General features: G+C 43.1%; 17 protein-coding genes, 2 tRNA genes and 2 rRNA genes (1 of these 21 only partly in view). 14 read left to right on the top strand and 7 right to left on the bottom strand.

Going from position 1 to position 21,582, the window contains the following annotated elements:
• The 3 genes from JGUZn3_RS09885 to JGUZn3_RS09875 all read left to right on the top strand — a co-directional run.
• Positions 1–1,634 (top strand): 23S ribosomal RNA (locus tag JGUZn3_RS09885) (it extends 1,111 nt beyond the left edge of the window).
• A 146-nt stretch (positions 1,635–1,780) separates the two neighbouring features.
• Positions 1,781–1,896: ribosomal RNA gene (rrf, locus tag JGUZn3_RS09880) — 5S ribosomal RNA — on the top strand.
• A 44-nt stretch (positions 1,897–1,940) separates the two neighbouring features.
• Positions 1,941–2,017, top strand: a tRNA-Met gene (locus tag JGUZn3_RS09875).
• A gap of 431 nt (positions 2,018–2,448) precedes the next feature.
• On the opposite strand, the gene JGUZn3_RS09870 is transcribed toward JGUZn3_RS09875, so the two are convergent.
• Both JGUZn3_RS09870 and hpnR read right to left on the bottom strand, forming a co-directional pair.
• Positions 2,449–4,149 (bottom strand): DUF6119 family protein, encoded by a 1,701-nt coding sequence (locus JGUZn3_RS09870; RefSeq protein WP_203413350.1) that lies wholly within the window; start codon positions 4,147–4,149, stop codon positions 2,449–2,451.
• A 313-nt stretch (positions 4,150–4,462) separates the two neighbouring features.
• Entirely contained in the window at positions 4,463–6,007 is a 1,545-nt protein-coding gene (gene hpnR, locus JGUZn3_RS09865) for a hopanoid C-3 methylase HpnR (protein WP_203413349.1), read from the bottom strand.
• Between the two features lie 422 nt (positions 6,008–6,429).
• Here hpnR and JGUZn3_RS09860 point away from each other — a divergent pair, with 422 nt between their 5' ends.
• The 7 genes from JGUZn3_RS09860 to JGUZn3_RS09830 all read left to right on the top strand — a co-directional run bounded on the left by JGUZn3_RS09860 (position 6,430) and on the right by JGUZn3_RS09830 (position 12,306).
• A complete protein-coding gene (locus JGUZn3_RS09860) occupies positions 6,430–7,995 on the top strand; it encodes a Hint domain-containing protein (RefSeq protein WP_203413348.1) in 1,566 nt (521 codons plus the stop codon).
• Positions 7,996–8,113: 118 nt separating this feature from the next.
• Positions 8,114–8,440 carry a hypothetical protein gene (locus tag JGUZn3_RS09855; protein ID WP_203413347.1) on the top strand — a complete coding sequence of 109 codons (327 nt, stop codon included), beginning with the start codon at positions 8,114–8,116 and terminating at the stop codon, positions 8,438–8,440.
• Positions 8,441–8,554: 114 nt separating this feature from the next.
• Positions 8,555–8,878, top strand: coding sequence for a hypothetical protein (locus tag JGUZn3_RS09850; RefSeq protein WP_203413346.1), 324 nt, complete (start codon positions 8,555–8,557; stop codon positions 8,876–8,878).
• A 65-nt stretch (positions 8,879–8,943) separates the two neighbouring features.
• Positions 8,944–9,267, top strand: coding sequence for a hypothetical protein (locus JGUZn3_RS09845; RefSeq protein ID WP_203413345.1), 324 nt, complete (start codon positions 8,944–8,946; stop codon positions 9,265–9,267).
• Positions 9,268–9,419: 152 nt separating this feature from the next.
• Positions 9,420–9,659 (top strand): hypothetical protein, encoded by a 240-nt coding sequence (locus tag JGUZn3_RS09840; protein ID WP_203413344.1) that lies wholly within the window; start codon positions 9,420–9,422, stop codon positions 9,657–9,659.
• Between the two features lie 157 nt (positions 9,660–9,816).
• Positions 9,817–11,019 carry a pyridoxal phosphate-dependent aminotransferase gene (locus JGUZn3_RS09835; RefSeq protein ID WP_203413343.1) on the top strand — a complete coding sequence of 401 codons (1,203 nt, stop codon included), beginning with the start codon at positions 9,817–9,819 and terminating at the stop codon, positions 11,017–11,019.
• Positions 11,020–11,100: 81 nt separating this feature from the next.
• A complete protein-coding gene (locus tag JGUZn3_RS09830; protein WP_203413342.1) occupies positions 11,101–12,306 on the top strand; it encodes a pyridoxal phosphate-dependent aminotransferase in 1,206 nt (401 codons plus the stop codon).
• Between the two features lie 50 nt (positions 12,307–12,356).
• Here JGUZn3_RS09830 and JGUZn3_RS09825 read toward each other — a convergent pair whose 3' ends face one another.
• From JGUZn3_RS09825 to JGUZn3_RS09810, 4 genes are all read right to left on the bottom strand, one after another.
• Positions 12,357–13,187: an acid phosphatase gene (locus tag JGUZn3_RS09825; protein ID WP_203413341.1), complete on the bottom strand. Its 831-nt coding sequence runs from the start codon at positions 13,185–13,187 to the stop codon at positions 12,357–12,359.
• A 144-nt stretch (positions 13,188–13,331) separates the two neighbouring features.
• Positions 13,332–15,248 (bottom strand): cobaltochelatase CobT-related protein, encoded by a 1,917-nt coding sequence (locus JGUZn3_RS09820; RefSeq protein ID WP_238996804.1) that lies wholly within the window; start codon positions 15,246–15,248, stop codon positions 13,332–13,334.
• A gap of 203 nt (positions 15,249–15,451) precedes the next feature.
• A complete protein-coding gene (locus JGUZn3_RS09815) occupies positions 15,452–16,489 on the bottom strand; it encodes an AAA family ATPase (protein ID WP_408871779.1) in 1,038 nt (345 codons plus the stop codon).
• Positions 16,490–16,555: 66 nt separating this feature from the next.
• Entirely contained in the window at positions 16,556–17,158 is a 603-nt protein-coding gene (locus JGUZn3_RS09810) for a J domain-containing protein (protein WP_203414906.1), read from the bottom strand.
• 193 nt (positions 17,159–17,351) lie between these two features.
• On the opposite strand from JGUZn3_RS09810, the gene JGUZn3_RS09805 reads away from it, so the two are divergent.
• The gene (locus tag JGUZn3_RS09805; protein WP_203413339.1) at positions 17,352–17,639 is read left to right on the top strand and encodes a BolA family protein; all 288 of its coding nucleotides are present in this window, start codon (positions 17,352–17,354) and stop codon (positions 17,637–17,639) included.
• A gap of 231 nt (positions 17,640–17,870) precedes the next feature.
• Positions 17,871–18,494, top strand: coding sequence for a LolA family protein (locus tag JGUZn3_RS09800; RefSeq protein ID WP_203413338.1), 624 nt, complete (start codon positions 17,871–17,873; stop codon positions 18,492–18,494).
• 372 nt (positions 18,495–18,866) lie between these two features.
• Here the strand turns inward: JGUZn3_RS09800 and lipB are convergent, their stop codons facing one another.
• Positions 18,867–19,643, bottom strand: coding sequence for a lipoyl(octanoyl) transferase LipB (lipB, locus tag JGUZn3_RS09795; protein ID WP_203413337.1), 777 nt, complete (start codon positions 19,641–19,643; stop codon positions 18,867–18,869).
• Positions 19,644–19,703: 60 nt separating this feature from the next.
• On the opposite strand from lipB, the gene JGUZn3_RS09790 reads away from it, so the two are divergent.
• Positions 19,704–19,789: transfer RNA gene (locus JGUZn3_RS09790), tRNA-Leu, on the top strand.
• A 262-nt stretch (positions 19,790–20,051) separates the two neighbouring features.
• Positions 20,052–21,353, top strand: coding sequence for a malic enzyme-like NAD(P)-binding protein (locus JGUZn3_RS09785; protein WP_203413336.1), 1,302 nt, complete (start codon positions 20,052–20,054; stop codon positions 21,351–21,353).
• Positions 21,354–21,582: the final 229 nt, after the last annotated feature.

Raw genomic sequence — 21,582 nt, 5'->3', positions numbered from 1 at the left:
ATGTAACGGGGCTCAAGCCACGTGCCGAAGCTGTGGGTGCACATCATTTAGGTGTGTGCGGTAGCGGAGCGTTCCGTAGGTCTGTGAAGGAGACGGGGTGACCCTCTCTGGAGATATCGGAAGTGAGAATGCTGACATGAGTAGCGACAAACAGTGTGAGAAACACTGTCGCCGGAAGTCCAAGGGTTCCTGCGCAAGGTTAATCCGCGCAGGGTTAGTCGGCCCCTAAGGCGAGGGCGAAAGCCGTAGTTGATGGGAATCAGGTGAATAGTCCTGAACCTGCCAGAAGTGACGAATGTGAGATGTTGTTAGGCCTTATTGGATTGGTCTAGCTTTTTGAGCATTCCGGGAAATAGCTCTGGCGTATAGACCGTACCCGAAACCGACACAGGTGGACTGGTAGAGTATACCAAGGCGCTTGAGAGAACGATGCTGAAGGAACTAGGCAAATTGCTCGTGTAACTTCGGGATAAGCGAGACCTGTGAGTGGGCAACCATTTGCGGGTGGCACAGACCAGGGGGTAGCGACTGTTTATTAAAAACACAGGGCTCTGCGAAGTCGAAAGACGACGTATAGGGCCTGACGCCTGCCCGGTGCCGGAAGGTTAAGAGGAGGTGTGAGAGCACTGAATTGAAGCCCCGGTAAACGGCGGCCGTAACTATAACGGTCCTAAGGTAGCGAAATTCCTTGTCGGGTAAGTTCCGACCTGCACGAATGGCGTAACGACTTCCCCGCTGTCTCCAGCATCGGCTCAGCGAAATTGAATTCCCCGTGAAGATGCGGGGTACCCGCGGTCAGACGGAAAGACCCTATGAACCTTTACTGTAGCTTTGCAGTGGCATCAGGAGAAAGCTGTGTAGGATAGGTGGGAGGCTTTGAAGCGGAGGCGCCAGTTTCTGTGGAGCCAGCCTTGAAATACCACCCTGAATTTTTCTGATGTCTAACCGCATCCAGTTATCCTGGATCGGGACCCTGCATGGTGGGCAGTTTGACTGGGGCGGTCGCCTCCCAAAAAGTAACGGAGGCGCGCGATGGTGGGCTCAAGCCGGTCGGACATCGGCTGTTGAGTGCAATGGCATAAGCCCGCCTGACTGCGAGAGTGACAGCTCGAGCAGAGACGAAAGTCGGCCATAGTGATCCGGTGGTTCCACGTGGAAGGGCCATCGCTCAACGGATAAAAGGTACTCTAGGGATAACAGGCTGATCTCCCCCAAGAGTCCACATCGACGGGGAGGTTTGGCACCTCGATGTCGGCTCATCACATCCTGGGGCTGGAGCAGGTCCCAAGGGTTCGGCTGTTCGCCGATTAAAGTGGTACGTGAGCTGGGTTTAGAACGTCGTGAGACAGTTCGGTCCCTATCTGCCGTGGGTGTTGGAGATTTGAGAGGATTTGTCCTTAGTACGAGAGGACCGGGATGAACGCACCTCTGGTGCACCGGTTGTCGCGCCAGCGGCATGGCCGGGTAGCTAAGTGCGGACGGGATAATCGCTGAAAGCATCTAAGCGAGAAACCCACCTCAAAACAAGATCTCCCCATTAGGGCCGTGGTAGACCACCACGTTGATAGGCCGGGTGTGAAAGCGCAGTAATGTGTGAAGCTAACCGGTACTAATTGCCCAATTGGCTTACCCTTTATGGCCTGCTTGCAGGCCCATAATGTGCACAGAGACCATCTACACACAACCTTCTCATAATTTTATGGCCTTTCTGGCTCTCGCTTTGCTCTATCCTTAAACACCTCCATCCACCCGCACACAGTTTATCGGGTGGGCTTGATGACTTGGTGGCTATGGCGGGGAATGATCCACCCGATCCCATCCCGAACTCGGCCGTGAAATGCCCCAGCGCCTATGATACTGCGTCTTAAGACGTGGGAAAGTCGGTCGCCGCCAGGTCTTTAAGCCCACTCGACCCCCTAAGAGCTCATCAATACACCTAACGCGGGGTGGAGCAGCCCGGTAGCTCGTCAGGCTCATAACCTGAAGGTCACAGGTTCAAATCCTGTCCCCGCAACCAAATTCCATACACCACCCCCGACATCTCCCCATATCCATCATACATGACACCCCCAAGGCACCCTTACAGGGGAGTGTCTGCAGAACTGTGTTCTCACTAACCCTGAAGGTTGGCGCAGATAATAGAACACGTTGCTCATAGGATCAAGGGAAGCATGGATAAGAAAAAAAGCCTTCATACTCCTGAAAAGCCCCATAAAATTCTCTGAAAAGAAAAAGCCAGTCAAAAGATAATACCAACACGTCAGTCCACACGGTAAAGAAAAGAACCAACCAGAACAAAAATAACCACATAAAACTTGAAAATGAGCCAGGAAAGAAATACTGACCAACAACCGGTGGAAAAAAAGCAAAAAAGCTACTCCAATAAAATGGTCATAATCCCCAAAACATATACATAAAACCCATAAAATTGTACTAATTGGATTTGTATTATTCTGTATTTATTTTGATTTTATCAGCTACCTTAGTTATAGGATCCTTGTTTTGTAGATTTGATTCTTTTACAAAGCAGAAGAACCCTTCAATTCTTAACATTTTTAATCTCTCCATAATGTTAAAGAGACTAATGCGAGAAAATAGTGGGAGATTTAAAGATTTTTTTGATGGATCTTTAGAGGTAATTATTTGATATATTACTTTCAGGTTTTGATCGGTAAAGTTATCGTCTAATTTTATTTTATTTTTAGGCTTATTCAATAGCTCTCGAAATTGCTTCCTTGCTTGTTTATTGCGAATTAATAATTCTATAGAGTTAATCCCTTGGTTAAATAAATGACTTAAAGGGGCAGACTTTGTGTGTCTTTTGACATGATGGAAGATTAGAGTGCCACCTTCTTTTTTAAAAAGATCGCAGAACTCTATAGCTGACTCTCCTTTAAGAGAAATAAGTTTTTTATCTAAACATATTATGGTGTTGTCTGCTTTTGCGCAGTCTTCATTATAATCGTTTTCGTTATTATGAGCATAGTTTATTAATGTTGTCTCTTGGCAAAGAGGGTCAAGCACTTTTGATAATTTAGCAATATAGTCTCGATCAATTTTGTACCAGTTGCCATCGTAAAGGTGGTAAGTGTGTGGGTCATCATTCTGAATTTGAGTATCGTAAATGAGTGCTTTGAAAACACTGTACTGTTCACCACGTTGATTCCCATCTTTATTTACAGTGATTACTTTGTGTTTTTTTGTAATTTTTTCATCATTTAATTTGCACTTATTAGCCTCTAAGTAGGTTTTATAAGATTCAATGTCTAAATTATCGTACAGATTCTCCTTTCCTCCAGCCCCTGAAAATTTGAAATGACTGTCGTCAAGCGGGTCAGTAATATTGGGAAAGGATAGAAAGAGGTTTTCTTCGTCTTGTTGAATAGCATCGATAAGTTTTTTGTTTAATTTTTTTAAGAGAGTAGGATCCTTAATGGGGGTTATACTACGAAGATTAGGAAAGTTTTTTTTATAAAGATCACACTTATAAAGTTTTAAAAGTTCATTACAAAGCTTTGGTAGCTCTTTAGAGGAATGTTTTGAACTTACACGCACACTCGTAGTGCCAGTGATATTAGAAAATATGGGTTCTAAGTGCTTCCAGACCTTTCCTTTTATATTTCTCAGAAGGTTGCTATTATGATCGAAATCGAAAAAAGTTAGTTCTCTATGAAGAGAGCTTTGGGTTCTTTGTTTGCGGGCATTTTCAGGCATTGCGGTATCAATGCTTGATAGTTTTTTTGGGTCAAGGCTATTTAGAGTGGTTATTAAGCCAAAGTCATATTCATAACTTTCATTGTTTAAAAAATGAGCAGTATGGCCAAAAGTAAATGCAAAGAGGCGTTCTCCTGTATCTAAAAAAAGCAGCGCCTCTTCTCGGAGTTGATACTGCTCTTGCTTGATGGAAAAATAGTCTTTCCACCAAAGACCTTTGGGTTGGGCTTTTACTATAAAGAAACGTGAACTTTGTGGAAGTTTAATGCCTGAGTAGCTCGGTGAATTGCCTTTTTGACTTGGAATAATTTCCTTTAATTGTTCTCTTAATCTGAGGACTGTATTTAGAATATAATCTTTTTTATCTTTAGTCTTATCTACTTTAATTAGATAAATGGAGAAGGAGTGAGTTTTTGGCTTTTCTTCTTCGATCATAGCAAAACCTATTTTAGATACTCTATGAAAAATGTATTTTTAATAGGGTATTTTACAATTAATGGTAATTGCTATTTTTTCTGTATAAAACACATACAATTTTTTGTTACTCTTTAGCAGAGTGCATAATAATTTTTTAATGAAAGAAAACAGTTATGTACAAGACACAGCAATATTTATAGAGATCATATTAAGGTAAGATTTTATTTTTTTCTCAGTTTAGTAATCTTAAAAAACGTTACGAAATTTGAGGCAAAAAGGTCTGCTACCGAAAAATTAAAACTCACATAAGATGGAAGAGAAGAACCCCAGCTTACTCAGTAGCCATTCGAGTCGCGTCAACAAATTTTTCTGTTTTATCGTCGAGTGTTCGAGATTTACGACCACTTGGAGCATGAATATAAAGCTTGTTTTTATTGAAGGTTTTATCGCTTAATTCATCAGGTGGAGATATGAGATAACGAGATGGGCGCATATGGTCGGCAATTTGTTGCTGGGGATTAAAGACGCTATTGAATTTCCATATGGATTTCGCAAAATTCCATTGATTATGGCGTACAACCTTATCCCATAAAATACCAAACATGTCGGCCACGGCCTGCCAACCCATATGTTTCATATTCATAACCTGTTGGGTTTTGACGAGTTCCTTATAAAATTCATCTAACGGTAGGGTTGTCGGGAGAACGGCGTGTTGGATATCAAACAAGCGGTAATCTCTTGTTGTGAGATGGCGTTTATCTTTGTGCCAAATTTCTGTTCCTGGATAGGGAGTAGTCACTGAAATATTAACGATTTCTGGAATTTCCAGACACCATTGGCGGATTGTTTCAAAACGTTCTTTCGTCCATGAGGGATCAGCAATAATGTTAATAGCGACCATGATCCCCAAAGAGCGAGCATATTCGAGAGCTTCAAAATTTTGATCAAGAGAGATGCGCTTACGAAACTGTTTCAATCCTTCTGCATCGACAGCTTCCATTCCGATAAACATGTAACGAAGGCCAATTTCTGACCAGACTTTAAAAACTTCCTTATTGCGCAGAAGAACATCACCTCGGGTTTCAAGATAATATTCTTTTTTTATGCCTCGTTTTTTTATTTCATTAGCGATTGCCATGCCGTGTTCAGCATGAACAAAGGCAACATCATCGACAATAAAAATGCCAGGCTCTTCAATATGCTCTAGCTCCTCAGCAATAGCCTTTGGGCTGGCTGTGCGATAAGAACGCCCATAAAAGGTCCAGGCACTGCAGAACATGCAATCCCAGGGGCATCCTCGAGCAAATTCTATAGAAGCGGCTGGATCAAGGGTGCCGATAAAGTATTTATGTCTATTTTGTAAAAGATCCCGAGCAGGTCTTATATCATCTAGAGATTTGACGAAGTGGGGGGCAGGGCCTTCACCATCCTTAGTGACAATACCCGGGAGGGTATGAAGAGGAATTTTCTTTTCGAAAGCTTCTAAAAGTTCACAAACAATAGCTTCTCCTTCACCTTTAACAATACAGTCAATGGCATTGTTGCTCTGGCGAAGAACTTCATCGGCAACAAAAGAAACGGAATGCCCACCAACAAATATAAGGCTGTGGGGAAGGATTCGACGTGTTGTGCGTGCCAAATCAATGATCTCGGGGATATTGGCTAGGTAATTTCCTCCGAAGCAGATGGCATCGGGCTGAAAGCTACGGATAAGGGTAAAATAGTCTTTATGCTTTTCAATTTGAAGGTCAAAAATCTTAACGTCGTGAGCATCATTGCGCGCTGCCCCAGCTACTATTTCCAGCCCAAGGGGCTCCAACCGTAAGAAAACACGGGTATACATAAGGGCGCTTGGGTGAACGGCCAAAAGCTTCATAGACTTTTACCTTATTTTATGATCGTAAAATGAAATTAACTGCATAATCGAGATAAGGTTTGAAAATACAGGCATAGATTTAAAGATTTATGGATTTGATATAAGGAAAATGAAAGGTTGATTCCAGTATCACAACATTTTTTTATTATAAAAAGCTTATGAGGGGAGATTCGGTTGAGAAAATAGGGGAAAATGGTCGGCTGTTAATCCTTGGAAATAAGCGAAAAAATAAATTTCATTTCTGATTGAAGGGGTAAGTTGCAGAATTTTGTAAAATAGTGCTTGATTAACAGAAATAATGTTTTTATAAAAAAAACATCTTTCACAGAGACAATTCAGAAAAATAAACTAAAACTAATAAAAATGTAAGAAACTATAGATAAATACTATAATAACTATGAGTATTTAAGGGAACATAAAGAATGGCGGATTCAAAAATAGTCTTTTCTGCAGATGAGCCTTATAAGCTGTTTGATAATACATCCGGTGATACAAATGGTATTACTGCGTTAGGGACAGTTGGCTATTACCAAGCTGGTAATGTTGGTGGCTCTGGGGCATTTGTCCCACTGAGTGCTAACGGAAATGGTGTTACCTCTAGCCAGGGTAGCTTTAATGGCATTCGTAGGCCCATTAGCTACATTACTATCCATCCTGGTGAAATTACTGAGGTTGGTGGTAAAATCGCCGCTACTATTACTTTTAGCCGCCCTGCTAATGGTATATCTTCAGTAGAAGTTTACTTGAAATATACAGGGTATACGACGGTAGCGGGAACAACCGCTTTGGGCTTTACTTATGATTCACCCGTTACATCAGATGCTAATGCAGCAAAAATTGCTAATGATTTAGCAACAAAGTTTAACGGTACATCATGGTATTTCTCTCCAACTGTTACAAACAGCCAGGTGCTGAATGTACAATCGCCTGTAGCGGAAGTTGTTAGTGCAGATGTTTGTTTTCTCGCAGGAACAGAAATAAAGGTGCCTGGTGGTATCAAGCTTGTTGAAGACGTTGCTGTTGGTGATATGGTTGTTACCGTGAAAAATGGTATTGAGGTTGCTCAGCAGGTTGTTGCTGTTTCTCATTCAACCGTTGCGGCAGTAAATACCGAAAGCCAGCCTGTTTGCATTAAAAAAGATGCTTTTGCGGATGGTGTTCCTTATCAGGACCTTTTTGTTACAGGTGAACATTGCGTGTTCGTTGGTGGAAAGCTTGTTCTAGCCAGAATGTTAGTGAACGGTGTTTCTATTGTTCGTGGTGATTCTTTCTCTCGTTATGAAATCTATCACGTAGAATTGAGTGAGCATGCTGTTCTGGTTTCAAATGGTCTGACAACAGAAAGCTATCTTGATACCAACCACAATATTACCCAAAATGGAAATATTGTGCATCTGGGCCGTAAGACATGGGAAAAAGACGCAGTAGCTCCCCTTGGAACAGAGAAAGCTTTTGCAGAATCGATCTATAATGTTTTGTTAGAGCGTGCAAACCAGTTAGGCCTTAAATCTGAGCAGGTAGCGGTAAGCTATGTGACAGATCCTGATCTTCACCTTTTAACTGATAGTGGAAACAAAGTTTCTCCTTGTAAGGTTAAGGATAACGAGTACTTCTTTATCGTTCCTAAGGTTGTTAAATCTGCACGTCTTGTTTCAAGAACTTTTGTGCCAGCTGAGGTTGAAGGGTCATTTATTGATGATCGTCGTACTTTAGGTGTTCTGGTTTCTGATGTTTCCGTATGTTGGAGTGCAACAAGAAAGGATAAAGTCTCTTCTTGCTTCTCAGAAGATATGGCTGATGGCTGGTATCCAATGGATCATGAGCATTCACGTTGGACGAATGGTGATGCACACTTGTCATTGGTGGAAATATCTGATGAAAACACAAAAGAAAATGCTGTTTTAATCAGTATTAAAATTTCTTCTTCGGGAAAATATAAAACGATTACTGAAGTTGTTGATAATAAGAATGAATTGTTAGTTTCATAGTAAAATATTTGCTGAAAAGCAAAGAAAAATATTTTAGAAGAAACATGATAAGTTACAAATTGTCATGTCTAAATTATAAACAAAAAAAACTGTAATAACTAAGGTTTAAGGAAATAAAATGAGAGAACTTTCTGTAGTAGAATTAGATATTGTTTCTGGTGCCGCCGCGCAAAACTTTTTTGATTCTGTTATTGGCGGATTTGTTGGTGGCGTTGTTGGCAGTTTAGTAGGTTCACTTAAAGGTGCAAACGACACCAGTAAAAATGCTGGTCCTTTTGGCTTAGGTGCCATAACGACTGGTCTTGGCTTCGTGTTCGGTGGTGTCGGTGGCTTTCTGAATGGTGCTGTTCAGGGTTTTACCGACGGTTATAGCGGTATCAATCAAAACGGTGGTTATATTGATAATGCTATTGGTGATTTAACCCAGGGTTCATTGTTAAGCTAAGAATTAACTTTTAAATGAAAATAGTTCTTACCAAGATTTTTTTAAAAAATAATTTTGGTAGAATTAAAACAAAAACAGTACAAATATAAATAATACAATAACAAGGTTTAAAAAATGAGAGAACTTTCTGTAGTAGAGTTAAATGTTGTTTCTGGTGGTGCAGGCCTCCTTGATTCTATTGAAGGGTCTGTAGTGGGCGTCATTCTTGGCTTCACTTCTGGGGCAATTTCTGGTGCTGCTCTTGGTGCTCGTAGTGGTGGTATTGGTATAATCAGTGGTTGGATTGCCGGAATTGCTGGTTTCGTTGCTGGTGGTATTAGTGGAGCCGTTACCGGTAGCCTTATCGGTGGTCTCAGAGGCCTGAACAATCTGGATAGCTACGTTAACGGAACAATTAATGGTATTCTTAACGGAAGCCTTCTTCCTCCTACAAAATAACTTTAGATATTTTGTAAGAAAACTTAATAAATTATAAATACAATATAATAACAAGGTTTAAAAAAATGAGAGAACTTTCTGTAGTAGAGCTAGATATTGTGTCTGGTGGTCTATCTTCAGCAACCAGTTTGCAAGATAGCCTTGAAGGTGCTAGTAACTTTTCATCTCTTGGTGTTTTCGCCGGCGTTGCCGAAGGTTGGGCCACAGGCGGTTATGTTAAAAGTATTTTTGGTCTTGGTACATTGATTGCTAGAATTGGTGGTGCTGTTATTGGTGGTACAACTGGCTTTATTGTTGGGAGTGCATTAGGGTTTATTTTCGGTCAAAGTAACTCAGCCGGTTTCCAGCAACAGGTTCGTAACGCACTCGGTACTGGCGTTTTCGGCTAAATTGCTTACTAGCAATATCGTTTACTAACAATTATTATAAGAGGCGCGAATATTTTTATTCGCGCTTTTTTATTTTTAATTTAAAGTATTTTTAACGGCCTCGTTGTAGTGAACTTATTTTAGATTATAACATTGGTATGAAATTTTTATATATGGTTTTCTTACTTCTGACCTCTTGTGCAGCGAATACCCCTGAACAAGGGCGGATGCCTTGGGACGATGATGTATCATGTTTACGAAAGGAGCTTAGTGGGCAAGCCTCCTTTGCGATTGCTGTTGCTTTTTGCCGTCGAGAAGAAGATGGCCGATTATTGCCTTTGGATCTTAGAAACGCTCCAGATCTTCAGCAAAAAGCGAAAGAAGAGGGGTTTAACAATATTATTTATAAATAGGTTCCAAACAGTATGTTTTTCAAAGTGAAATAATAAAATTTGCTGTTATAGGAAAGATGCTTATTTGTTTTTCATTGTGGAAATAGTATGGGATGATAGAACAAAAGAGTCGTGAAAGTTATTTCCTCAATTCAAAACCAGTTTAGTGTGCCGTGCCATGAGCTTTATTTCCGAAAAATTAAATCGTATTAGTCCCAGCCAGACCATAGAAATCACTGATAGAGCTCGCGTGATGCAAGCACAAGGAAAGGATGTTATTAGCCTCTCAGCTGGTGAGCCCGATTTTGATACGCCAGAACATATCTGCCGTGCCGCCGTGAAAGCTATTGAGGAAGGAAAAACGCGCTATACAAATGTTGCTGGCACCCTTGAGCTAAGAAAAGCGATCGCTGAGCGTTTTCTTAAGGATTCTGCTTTGGATTACAGTCCTGAGGAAATTATTGTTTCTACGGGTGGTAAGCAGGTTATATATAATGCCATCATGGCAACCATTAACCCAGGGGATGAGGTTATTATTCCAGCGCCGGCTTGGGTTAGCTATCCGGATATTGTAAACCTTGCTGGTGGTAAGCCTGTTATTGTTCCCTGCTCAGAAGAGCAGAATTTTTGCCTAACAGGAGAAGGTCTACGCTATGCGATTACCCCAAAAACAAAGTGGTTGATTTTAAATTCTCCAAACAATCCAACAGGGGCCGCTTATACGCAAGAAAGACTAAAAGATCTTGCCGCTGTTTTGTTGGAGCATCCGCATATATGGGTGCTGATGGATGATATTTATGACAAATTAGTTTATGATGGGTTCATCTCTTACACCATGGCGCAAATTGAACCACGCTTAAAAAGCCGTACAGTCACTATGAATGGTGTCTCCAAAGCCTATGCCATGACCGGCTGGAGAATAGGCTATGCGGGTGCACCGGTAGAGCTTGTCAAGGCCATGGTGAAACTCCAAGGTCAGTCTACTTCAAATGCCTCCTCCATCAGTCAAGCTGCTGCTTATGCAGCTGTTACTGGCCCGCAATCTTGTATAGAAACAATGGTAGACGCTTATCAACAACGTCGGGATTTCGTTGTTCAGTCCATCAATACTATCAGGGGTTTGTCGTGTTATAAGCCTATGGGGGCTTTTTATGTTTTTGCCTCACTGGCTGGTTGTTTAGGAAAAACCACCAAGACGGGAATTTTACTGAAAACTGATGCGGATTTTGTTAAAGCTCTTCTCGAAGAAGAAGGCGTGGCCACTGTGCATGGAAGCGCTTTTTTATATCCTGGTTATTTTCGAATCTCCTATGCGACTTCTATGGAGAACTTACAGGAAGCCTGTCATCGTATTCAACGCTTTTGTGGTGAATTAAAATAAGTCCCTATAATATTGATCAGCAGCAGAATGTGCTTGTGAAATACCATTAAAGCACTAGCTGTCTTGCCATGAGAGGTTTTTATGCCCGCTTTTTCAAACCGTGTTATGGCTTTGCAACCTTCTGCAACAATTGCTACGGCCATGCGCGCCAGAGCATTAAAAGCCGAAGGCAAGCCTGTGATTTCGCTAGCCTTGGGGCAGCCTGATTTTTCAACACCTGAAGTAGCCATTGCGGCCGCTCATCAGTTCGCCTCAAAAGGGGATATGGGGTATCCGCCTGTTGATGGCCACCCTCTTTTAAAAAGGGCTGTGCAGAAGAAATTTCTAAAAGAAAATCACCTTGCTTATGAGCTGGATGAAATTACCATAGGGAATGGGGCAAAGCAGCTGATTTTTAATGCTTTTATGGCGACCGTAGAAAAAGGGGATGAGGTTGTTATTCCAGCACCCTATTGGGTAGGCTACCCCTTGGCAGCGGGTTTGTTTGGTGGAGTACCGCGTTATGCACTTTGTCAGGAGCAGGATGGGTTTCGATTAACGGCGGAAGCTTTACAAAAGGAATTATCGCCGGCGACAAAATGGGTTGTGCTGAATTTTCCCAATAACCCAACAGGTGCTGTAACAAGCCTTGAGGATATGCATAATATTGCAGATGTTTTACGCCGTTTTCCCCAGAGCTGGATTATGTGTGACGAGATTTATGAGCATCTCATTTATGAGGGGGTCGAACATTTTTCTCTCGCTGCTATTGCGCCGGATTTAAAGGAGAGGATTCTAACTTTGAATGGCGTGTCCAAAGCCTACGCCATGACGGGCTGGAGGGTAGGTTTTGCAGGGGCACCGGCTAAGCTTATTAAGGCCATGGTTAAAATTCAGGGAAATTCCACATCTGGTGTTTGTGGAGTAAGTCAGGTGGCTGCTGCAGCGGCTTTGGAGGAAGCCTCTGAACAGGTTGGTGTCATGCGGGAAAGCTATGCCCGCAGGCGTGCTCTTGTTCTTCGTGCCTTGAAGGAGATTAAAGGGGTAAGCTGCACAGAACCGAAGGGCGCTTTTTATATATATTTGGGTATAAAGGACTGTCTCGGCAAAAAAACCAGGGTAGGTCAGCAGGTCATAAAGACCGATAAAGACTTTGCCACAGCCTTGTTGGAAGAGGAGTTTGTGGCGATGGTGCATGGTGCTGCATTTGGATATAGCCCCTATTTAAGACTTTCTTATGCTACAGATGATGCCTCTCTTACTGAAGCCTGTCTTCGTATAAAACGATTTGTAGAAAACTTGCAGTGAAACAGGGCAGTAGAAAGAAAAACACAAAAGAAAGCAAAAAACAAAAAACTCTATTCATCCAAGGGAGAAGGTTTGAGAATGGCAGCATCCTGAGTGCATTGGTTAAGGGCTTGCGGGGTAAGGGGGGTATAGTTTTGCGTGATTTCCTTACGGGCAGCTGCAAGTTTTTCTTGAAATTGCGGATTATTTTGCAGCATGCTGACAATGCCGGCACCTTCAAGAAAGCCTGCCTCAACATCGCTTCTCCAATGGGCTCCACAAATTATACGGCTTTCACCATATTGCCTTCCACGGGCCAATATTTCAGCACTATGCTGGGGAATAAGCTCTGAGAGGGCTAAAGCAAAAGACCATCCAAGGGACGTATGTCCTGAGGGATAGGAATAGGTTTTTCCAAGAGAATCGCGCTTTTCTTCCGTGCAAAAAGGCTGATCCTGGTAGAGGACAAAAGGGCGTTTCCTCTGCCATAGATTTTTATCCTGATCAACATATGTTTTGACTGTGTGACTAATAAAGTCAAAAAGTGAAAAGACAGCTGGAAAGGAATTTTTTTTGAATTGGAGATGACTGGCGCAAGAAAAAGTCTCTAACAGTTCTTCTGTCTGAAGTTTAGAATCTTTATAAGCCAGGTTCCATCGTGGGGTATCTTTCAGCTTACGCGTTGCAAAATAGGTCTCGGTATCAAGCCGTTGAGCATAGGAATTTTCACCCGGAGGTGGGGCGATATAGGAGAGGACAGGGGGCTCAGTTTTATTTTCAGCTTTATTTTCAGAAGTCGTTGAAGTGGGTAAGGTCGCAGCAAGTAAGAAAGGGGCTAACCCACCAGATTGGAAACCAAAAGCGAGAATGGTCAATAGACAATATCGGGAAAGAGTTGCCATATTATTTGCTTTCCAGCTATGTGATGAACGGGTTTAAGAAAAACCGAACAAGGTTAGAGTGTATAAGATATTATTGCCCTTTGTTAATCCCTAAAGATAAAGGGGCCGGTGGGGTTTAATGAGGATAGCAGAGAAAACTTTAAATTAGTGAGTAAATTTTTCTTCAAAAAGGGCGGTAAGTTCCCCAAGGAGGGTGCTCCCCAGCTCTTCAGCATCTGTTATTCTGACGGCACGACTATAGTAACGGGTGACATCATGGCCAATGCCAATGGCGAGCAGCTCTATGAAACTACTATTTTCGATTAGGTCAATCACATAACGTAAATGCTGTTCAAGGTAGTCTGGTGGATTTACGGCAAGAGTACTGTCATCGACCGGCGCGCCATCTGAGATAACCATAAGGATCTTACGTTTTTCCGGGCGTTTCTTGAGTCTATTCATGGCCCAGAGCAGGGATTCACCATCAATATTTTCCTTCAAGAGCCCTTCCTTAAGCATAAGGCCCAGGTTACGTCGTGCACGTCGCCAAGGTTGGTCGGCGTCTTTATAGATAATATGGCGTAGGTCATTTAGGCGCCCTGGGTGGGATGGTTTGCCGTTCTCTGTCCATAGCTGACGGCTCTGGCCGCCTTTCCATGCTCGTGTGGTGAACCCTAATACCTCCACTTTTACCGCACAACGCTCCAGCGTTCGAGAAAGGAGGTCGCCACACATGGCGGCCACAGCAATCGGGCGACCACGCATGGAGCCAGAGTTATCGATTAGTAAGCTTACCACTGTATCCCGAAAAGCTGTTTCAGCTTCTTGTTTATAAGAAAGGCCGAGCATAGGGTTTGCAATAATGCGGGAAAGGCGGCTTGTATCCAAAAGTCCTTCTTCCTGGTTAAACTTCCACGATCGTGTTTGCTTGGCAAGCAACTTGCGTTGAAGCCGATTGGCAAGCCGCCCTACGATACCTTGCATGCTCAGAAGTTGTTGGTCAAGCTGCTGACGGAGGAGGATGAGTTCGTTAAGGTCACATAATTCTTCGGCAGGGGCAATTTCATCGAATTGTTGGGTATAAATACGATAAGGTGCTTGCTCGGTGGTAGGTGTATTGCCTCTTGTCTCGTCTGGGTCTGTTGAGCTGCCAGCGGGCTGATCGTTCCCTTCGGCCTCTCCCACTTGTAGTTCAGATGTTTCAGACTGATCTTGGCTGCTAATCTGCTGAAGTTGTGCTTGCAAGTCTGTGGTTTCTTCGGAGGAAGACTGTTCTTGATCTTCTGGTTGGTTTTCAGGAGAAGGAAGAGAGGAGCTTTCTGAGCTCGCGGTTTGCTCACTCTTATTATCACTTTCATCATTATTATGATCAGGTGATATTTCGTCCTCAATCAAATGATAGGCTTTAAGGATCTTTTGGGTCAGCTGGTTGTAATGGCTCTGATCGGTGAGGGTGTTTGCCAGCTCGTTGATCATTTTTTCAACGTCTGGCGTAAGCTGGGTCTTTTCCCATGCGGTAAGCAGTTCTTGAATTTGGGGCGGGGCAGGGCGCTTTGTAAATTTTTGTCGTGCCAGAAGTGCCAAGGCTACCGCAGAGGGCAGCAAGTCGGTTGGGTTAAGGCGAGTATAACCTTTTTGGTTCATTTCGGTATTAAGTTTTGCATCCAGATTGGCAGCAACCCCTTCCATATACTGGCTACCAAGGGCTTCTATGCGCATTTGTTCCAATGCATCATAAACCTCTCGGGCTTCCTTATGGGCTGGTTGATGGTGAGAATGAAGGGTTGAATCATGATAGCGCAATTGCAACGCTACGGTATCTGCAGCCGCCCGAGTGGCTGTAATTTCCTCTTGCTGCGGGGGCCGAATGGGGAAAGGTAGACGAATGTGGGTGCGGTCTTTTTTTTGCTGGGCAGAGATACGGTTTTGAAAATGCACCTGCAGATTTTCAGCAGGAACACCCGGTTTTTTCCCCATTGCCCGTAAGGTATTGACAGTAGCACGCTTAAAGTCTTCTGTCTTTTTTTCATTGAGCTTTAAAGAGGAGAGCTCAGGCGGGGTTTGATCGGGTGCATCGGGCACGGGGTGATACTCCACAGACGAGAGAAAGGGCCTGCTAAAAGGAACGTTTTGGAACCATAGACTGGGTCCATAGGTTCGGTTGGGAGAGGCCAGAAATTTTAAAAAACATGTTTGGCAAGATACAGAGTTTTGAGAAAACAGATTGTTTTTGTTGAGGAATTGTTATGACCAAGTGCGCGTTTTAGCTAAGTCTAGTAGACCCCTTATTGGGAGTGGATATTGGGATCGAGAATATTCTTGTTAAAGCAGCGCTGATAATATTCGGCGATGGTTGCATGTTCGGCTTCGTCACATCTATTGAGGAAGCTGACCTTAAAGGCATATTCCAAATTATGGAAAATTTGGGCATTTTCTGCCCAGCTGATGACGGTGCGCGGGGACATAACCGTTGAAACATCACCTGCCATAAAGCCTGCACGGGTAAGGTCTGCCATGGCCACCATACTTTCAATTTGTTTTTTCATGGCGTTATCGTCAGGATCAATGTCAAGTTTGGAAAGTACAATGGCGGTTTCCTGGGCATGGGGGAGATAGTTCAGGCTTGCAACGATATTCCACCGATCCATTTGCCCTTGATTAATTTGTTGGGTTCCATGGTAGAGGCCTGTTGTATCTCCAAGGCCTACAGTGTTGGCAGTGGCAAACAGCCTGAAGTAAGGATGCGGATGAATTACACGGTTTTGGTCCAGAAGGGTCAGCTTACCGGCTCCTTCTAGGATACGTTGGATAACAAACATAACATCTGGCCGGCCGGCATCATATTCATCAAAAATCAGGGCGCAAGGGCGTTGTAAGGCCCAAGGTAGCAATCCTTCCTGAAATTCAGTAATTTGCTGGCCATCTTTTATAACGATTGCATCTTTTCCTATAAGATCAATCCGGGAGATGTGGCTATCGAGGTTGATCCGTACTGTTGGCCAGTTCAACCGTGCAGCAATTTGTTCTATATGTGAAGATTTTCCTGTCCCATGGTACCCTTGGAGCATGACACGGCGATTGTAGGTAAAGCCTGCCAGGACGGCAAGTGTGGTGTCATGGTCGAACTGATAGGTTGGGTCTTTGTCTGGGACATGATTGGTTCGTTCTTGGAAGGCAGGTACTTCAAGATCAGACTCTATACCAAAAACCTCGCGGACAGAAAGGGTCGTATCAGGTTTATCAATACTGGTTATGGGGGGGAGTGGGGCAATGCCCTCCTGTTCAGCCATAGTGTTAAGGCTCGAAGAGAGGGGGGATGTCATCTTCATAACAATTTATATTTCCTGCAAAAAATGAGTATAAAATAAAAAACGGAGAAACCTTGCCTATTACCCCGTTCTGGCATGGTTAGAGGGGTGTTGGGTAAGGTGGGTTTTTAAAGTTGTATAGGCAGAATTAATATTTTTAAGTTTCTCTTCTGCTTCGCGGCTGCCACCATTAATATCGGGGTGGTGGAGGCGGGCCAGTGTCTTGTAACGGGTTTTAAGCTCTTCCATAGAAATGGGCCAGTCAAGCCCAAGCATGTTTAATGGCTCCTTAAGAGCTTTGGGAATGGAAAGGTGAGGATAACGTTTGGTATTAAAGGGGCTGTTTTCAGTTTTCTTCAGCAACTCCATAGGGTCGTGGAGAGTGTCGAACAGATGCTTCCTGCCTAGATGCCCAAGCTTCCAGGAAGGGCGCCCCCAGGATGTAGCGGAGCGAAGGTCAGATTCGATCTGTGTAGGGGTCATCCCCTTATAGAAGTCCCATTTGGCGTTGTATTCCCGGACATGTTCCAAACAGAACCAAAAATAATCACGCAGGTTTTTAGGAGAGCGTGGGGCTCTGTAGCCAGCTTCTTTATCGCATCCCGGCATATCGCAGATATGGTTATGAGGAGCATCAGGATCAGGAGCGAAAGTTTTACTGCGGGATGTTTTGGGTTTGCGCATCATATTATATTAAATAGTGGTCAAAACGGTCTTTTGTTCAAATAAAGGAATCACTGAATAAATCAAAGCGTTAGGTCTTTCTTGCAGGAGACTCTTCCTATATTAAAGTTCAGGTAACCTTAGCATCTTTTTCTTAATATATGAATTCTGGAGGCTTTTGAGAATGGGTAAATCCCAGATGAGGCTAAATCGAATGAAAAAAATTGTAGAAACCGCGCTTGCTCCCCAAGAAATGGCCATTGAAGATGAAAGCCATCGTCATGCGCACCATTCTGCAGTCAAGCATGCTGAAATAGGGGGGGGTGAGACCCATTATCGTATGGTGATCGTCAGCCAAAAATTTATGGGTATGAACCGCGTGCAACGTTCGCGTTTGGTGCATGAATTATTAAGGGAAGAATTTACAACCGGGTTGCATGCTTTAGCCCTTACTTTAAAAACGCCCGAAGAGTATGAAAGCCTGCCAAAGATTAGGCCTTAGCTTATTAAGCCCCAGATTAAGAAATGTTATGTTAAGAAAACTTATGGATAGGAAATTTTTTTAAATAATATGATTGGCTTTTCTGCGTTATGAGCTTTTCTATGTTAGTGATGAGAAAAGTTAGTAATGAGAAAGCAAAGGTTTGTGCGTTTTCTTTTATTTTCTTGTTTTTGGTGATCCCTTAACAAGGAGGAAAACAGGACGCTTTTGAAGAAAGCGGAGTAAAACAAAATGATGGCATTGTCCCTGTTAAAAAAAGCGGTGCAGATAGGTGGAGTATCCTTGCTTCTTGTCGCTTGTGCCCATACCGAATCCGACGATCAGTTTTCAGCGGCCCAACAGGCCGATATTACTCGGGTGGAGCAGTATTTTAATGCTCGCCAGGGGTTTAAGGGACAGTTCGTTCATTTTTGGCCCAATAACAGCCAGTCAAGCGGAATGATAAGCTACGTTCCTGGTCATTTGCGGCTGGATTATCTCTCTCCTGATGCAAAAATTGCTGTGGCAGGGCAGGAAAAGCTGGTGGTGGTTGATAAAAAAAATGACGCGCGAACTGAAATGGGACTTTCCCACGATCCAGTAGGGTTACTTTTAGCCGTTCCTGTAAAATTTTCAGGGCCAATTGAGGTCACTTCCCTTCAGCACCAGGGAAACCAGCTGCAACTGTCTTTAACCCGAAGAGATAATCCCTCCCAAGGGCTGCTGACACTTCAGATGACACAGGATAAGGGCCAGCTGGTCATCAATAGAATAGAATCTGTGGATATCAGAGGGGGGCATAATCGGTTTTTAATTTATAATGTAAAAATAGGGGTAACTTTTCCGGAGCAATGGTTTGCATTTCCAGGTGAATAAGCTCTAAGCTCTAAGCTCTAAGCTCTAAGCTCTAAGCTCTAAGCTCTAAGCTCTAAGCTCTAAGCTCTAAGCTCTAAGCTCTAAGCTCTAAGCTCTAAGCTCTAAGGCCACAATAGTATTCATCATTATTGAAGGCGCTAATATTTCCCTAGGTCTTTCCGCGGGTGGGGTTTTTAAGCCATCCTATCTGGTTCGTATGGCTATGCAGCCCATCATTTTGGCTATGGCCAATCCGGGGTTCCAGAAATTCTCCCGGAACTGGTTCATCTGGTTTGTCCTCTTCCCTCTATCATTTTTAAAAATAGGTCAATAAAGCTGGAGGATAAGCTTTTTTCTCTTCATACTTTAAATCTCTTTATATCTTGGCTTTCTTTATAACATAGAGTGTGTTTCCTGATTTATGGGTGCGTTCTGTTGTAGATCTATAGGATTGGGGAAGGGGGGAGTTTCAGCTGGTATAAGGTGGTTTTCTCCAAATATGTCATTCCAACTTTCTATCAGGGCACGGTCAAACTCTTTTAAACTTACATTTACACCCAGTTTTTCAAGGCTGGTGACATCATAATCCGCAAGTCCGCAGGGGACAATTTCTTGAAAATGCTTAAGGTCTGGGTGAATATTAATAGCGACCCCATGCCAGGTGATCCATTTGGTAATTCGCACGCCAATGGCTGCAATTTTGGCTTCTTTTCCTGTTTTAGGGTCTCTCACCCAAACACCAATGCGTTCGGGGTGTTGCTCCCCTTTAATATCAAAGCGGGCTAACGCTTGAATAAGCCAGCGTTCTAGGCCGTGAACATAGGCATGAATATTGCGTGGGGGGATACTTCCGTGTCGAGTCGTAAGATCAAGCATAAGATAGGCAATTCGTTGTCCAGGGCCATGGTAAGTCCATTGTCCCCCCCTGCCAGTGCGAAAAGCCGGAAAATTTTTTTTATTAAAAATATCCTCGTCTTTAGCTGAGGTTCCCCCCGTATATAAAGAGGGGTGCTGCAAAAACCACAATATTTCTGGGGATTTTCCTTTGCTGATCTCTTCTATTTTTTGTTGCATGATTGTTATAGAGTCCGGATAGGCAATGAGCTCAGAACTTTGCCAATGCAAAATTGTTTGCAAAAAATGGTTTTTAGGAATTGCCCTATAAGTCATGATCAGTTATATGCCCTTTCAGAAGTATGAATAACGCTTCTTGTATTCAGTGTTATACATGCGGTCGTGGCGGAATGGTAGACGCGCAAGCTTGAGGTGCTTGTGGGGGTTTCCCCGTGGAAGTTCGAGTCTTCTCGACCGCACCATACCCAGAATGTGGAGAATGGTTGGGATCATAAAACAGGCTTTTCGAAAGCTCCTGGTTTTTTGTTCCCCTTAAAAAACCAGGTGTGTTTTTTCCTTTACTTCACAAGAAAGAGTGGGCTCACAGTTTCTAAGGACAGAGCTGGTCTGTAAATTCTCTTTTTTGAAATTGGAAAAGAAGCCTTTTCTTCCTAAGAAGGCTTTTATAGGCCTATCCTGCATAGTACCCAATCCTATATAGTAAGAGAAAATTGAGGGCGGAAGATGGACAACGACTTTAGAAAAAAAGCTTTGGATTATCATCGTTATCCGGTTCCGGGGAAAATCTCTGTTATTCCCTCCAAGCCCTTGGCAGATAGAACAGACCTTTCCTTGGCGTACACACCAGGTGTGGCTGAAGCCTGTAATGAAATAAAAGTCAGCCCACTTGCTGCCTATGATTACACGGGAAAGGGCAATCTGGTTGCCGTTATTACCAATGGAACCGCCGTGTTAGGGTTAGGAGATATCGGCCCCTTGGCCGGAAAACCGGTGATGGAAGGTAAGGCGGTATTATTTCAGAAGTTTGCTGGCGTTAACGCCTTTGATATAGAGGTCGATGCGAAAGACCCCCAAAAATTTTGTGATGTGGTTGCCGCTTTAGAGCCGACTTTTGGCGGGATTAATCTTGAAGATATCAAGGCTCCAGAGTGTTTTGCTATAGAAGCCCAGCTAAAAGAAAGAATGAACATCCCCGTCTTTCATGATGACCAGCATGGGACTGCCATTGTTGTGGCCGCTGCAGTTTTGAATGCTTTGAAGCTGCAAGGGAAAAAATTACCAGGAATAAGGCTTGTTACATCCGGTGCAGGGGCTGCTGCATTGGCGTGTGTAGATATGCTTGTAAGTTTAGGTTTACCGGTAGAAAATGTTATCCTTACCGATATTCATGGGGTGATTTACCAAGGCCGAGAAGCAGAGATTTTCCCTTCTCTGGCACGGTATGCCCATCAAACGGCATTTCGCACCTTGGAAGATGCTATTGAAGGCGCAGATATTTTTCTAGGTCTTTCCGCGGGTGGGGTTTTCAAGCCATCCTATCTGGCTCGTATGGCTATGCAGCCCATCATTCTGGCTATGGCCAATCCGGTTCCGGAAATTCTCCCGGAACTGGTTCATCAGAATCGTCCCGATGCTATTGTTGGTACTGGTCGGTCTGATTATCCCAATCAGGTAAACAATGTCTTGTGTTTTCCATTTATTTTCCGTGGGGCCTTAGATGTTGGGGCCACCGAAATCAATATTGAGATGAAACATGCTGCTGTATACTCCATAGCTGACCTTACAGAGCAGGCTTATGGGGATGATGAAGAGGAAAACCAGGCATTAGAGAAACTTTACGGTAAACAGGTTTCCGTTTTAGCATCAGATTATATTCTTCCCAGTCCGTTTGATCCACGGCTGTTACCTCGAATTGCTGCAGCAGTGGCCAAAGCAGCGATGGAAACCGGCGTTGCCCAGCGGCCAGTTCACGATCTGTTGCAGTATCAAAAAAACATTAAACTTTCCTTTGGTAAAACGCTATAAATATAGAAAATGTTTTAGAGTTTTAATGGGTCTGTTTGTTTTTGTTTTGATATTATAATAAAATTATGGAAAAACTTATTATTATTGCCGTTTTTTTGCCCAATTCAAATTTATAATGACCTTCATTAAATATTGAGCATCATGTGCAGAAAACCGCAAAATGACAAAAAAAGCGGTAATAATTTTGTTTTACTCAGTAATTTTAAGAATAAAATAGCGAATATGGTGT

The organism is Entomobacter blattae (assembly GCF_014672835.1).
GTDB classification, from domain to species: Bacteria; Pseudomonadota; Alphaproteobacteria; order Acetobacterales; family Acetobacteraceae; genus Entomobacter; species Entomobacter blattae.
The sequence above is the reverse complement of the archived record's forward strand: the minus strand, read 5'-3'. Positions and strand labels throughout refer to the sequence as shown.

What these genes read in the sequence shown, in the direction of transcription:
- JGUZn3_RS09840 (WP_203413344.1), top strand. Translation starts at nt 9,420, where the DNA reads ATGGTTTTCTTACTTCTGACCTCTTGTGCAGCGAATACCCCTGAACAA.
- JGUZn3_RS09805 (WP_203413339.1), top strand. Translation starts at nt 17,352, where the DNA reads ATGAAAAAAATTGTAGAAACCGCGCTTGCTCCCCAAGAAATGGCCATT.
- JGUZn3_RS09810 (WP_203414906.1), bottom strand. Translation starts at nt 17,158, where the DNA reads ATGCGCAAACCCAAAACATCCCGCAGTAAAACTTTCGCTCCTGATCCT.
- JGUZn3_RS09825 (WP_203413341.1), bottom strand. Translation starts at nt 13,187, where the DNA reads ATGGCAACTCTTTCCCGATATTGTCTATTGACCATTCTCGCTTTTGGT.
- JGUZn3_RS09870 (WP_203413350.1), bottom strand. Translation starts at nt 4,149, where the DNA reads ATGATCGAAGAAGAAAAGCCAAAAACTCACTCCTTCTCCATTTATCTA.
- JGUZn3_RS09850 (WP_203413346.1), top strand. Translation starts at nt 8,555, where the DNA reads ATGAGAGAACTTTCTGTAGTAGAGTTAAATGTTGTTTCTGGTGGTGCA.
- JGUZn3_RS09785 (WP_203413336.1), top strand. Translation starts at nt 20,052, where the DNA reads ATGGACAACGACTTTAGAAAAAAAGCTTTGGATTATCATCGTTATCCG.
- JGUZn3_RS09835 (WP_203413343.1), top strand. Translation starts at nt 9,817, where the DNA reads ATGAGCTTTATTTCCGAAAAATTAAATCGTATTAGTCCCAGCCAGACC.
- hpnR (WP_203413349.1), bottom strand. Translation starts at nt 6,007, where the DNA reads ATGAAGCTTTTGGCCGTTCACCCAAGCGCCCTTATGTATACCCGTGTT.
- JGUZn3_RS09855 (WP_203413347.1), top strand. Translation starts at nt 8,114, where the DNA reads ATGAGAGAACTTTCTGTAGTAGAATTAGATATTGTTTCTGGTGCCGCC.
- JGUZn3_RS09860 (WP_203413348.1), top strand. Translation starts at nt 6,430, where the DNA reads ATGGCGGATTCAAAAATAGTCTTTTCTGCAGATGAGCCTTATAAGCTG.
- JGUZn3_RS09830 (WP_203413342.1), top strand. Translation starts at nt 11,101, where the DNA reads ATGCCCGCTTTTTCAAACCGTGTTATGGCTTTGCAACCTTCTGCAACA.
- JGUZn3_RS09815 (WP_408871779.1), bottom strand. Translation starts at nt 16,489, where the DNA reads ATGACATCCCCCCTCTCTTCGAGCCTTAACACTATGGCTGAACAGGAG.
- JGUZn3_RS09845 (WP_203413345.1), top strand. Translation starts at nt 8,944, where the DNA reads ATGAGAGAACTTTCTGTAGTAGAGCTAGATATTGTGTCTGGTGGTCTA.
- JGUZn3_RS09800 (WP_203413338.1), top strand. Translation starts at nt 17,871, where the DNA reads ATGATGGCATTGTCCCTGTTAAAAAAAGCGGTGCAGATAGGTGGAGTA.
- lipB (WP_203413337.1), bottom strand. Translation starts at nt 19,643, where the DNA reads ATGACTTATAGGGCAATTCCTAAAAACCATTTTTTGCAAACAATTTTG.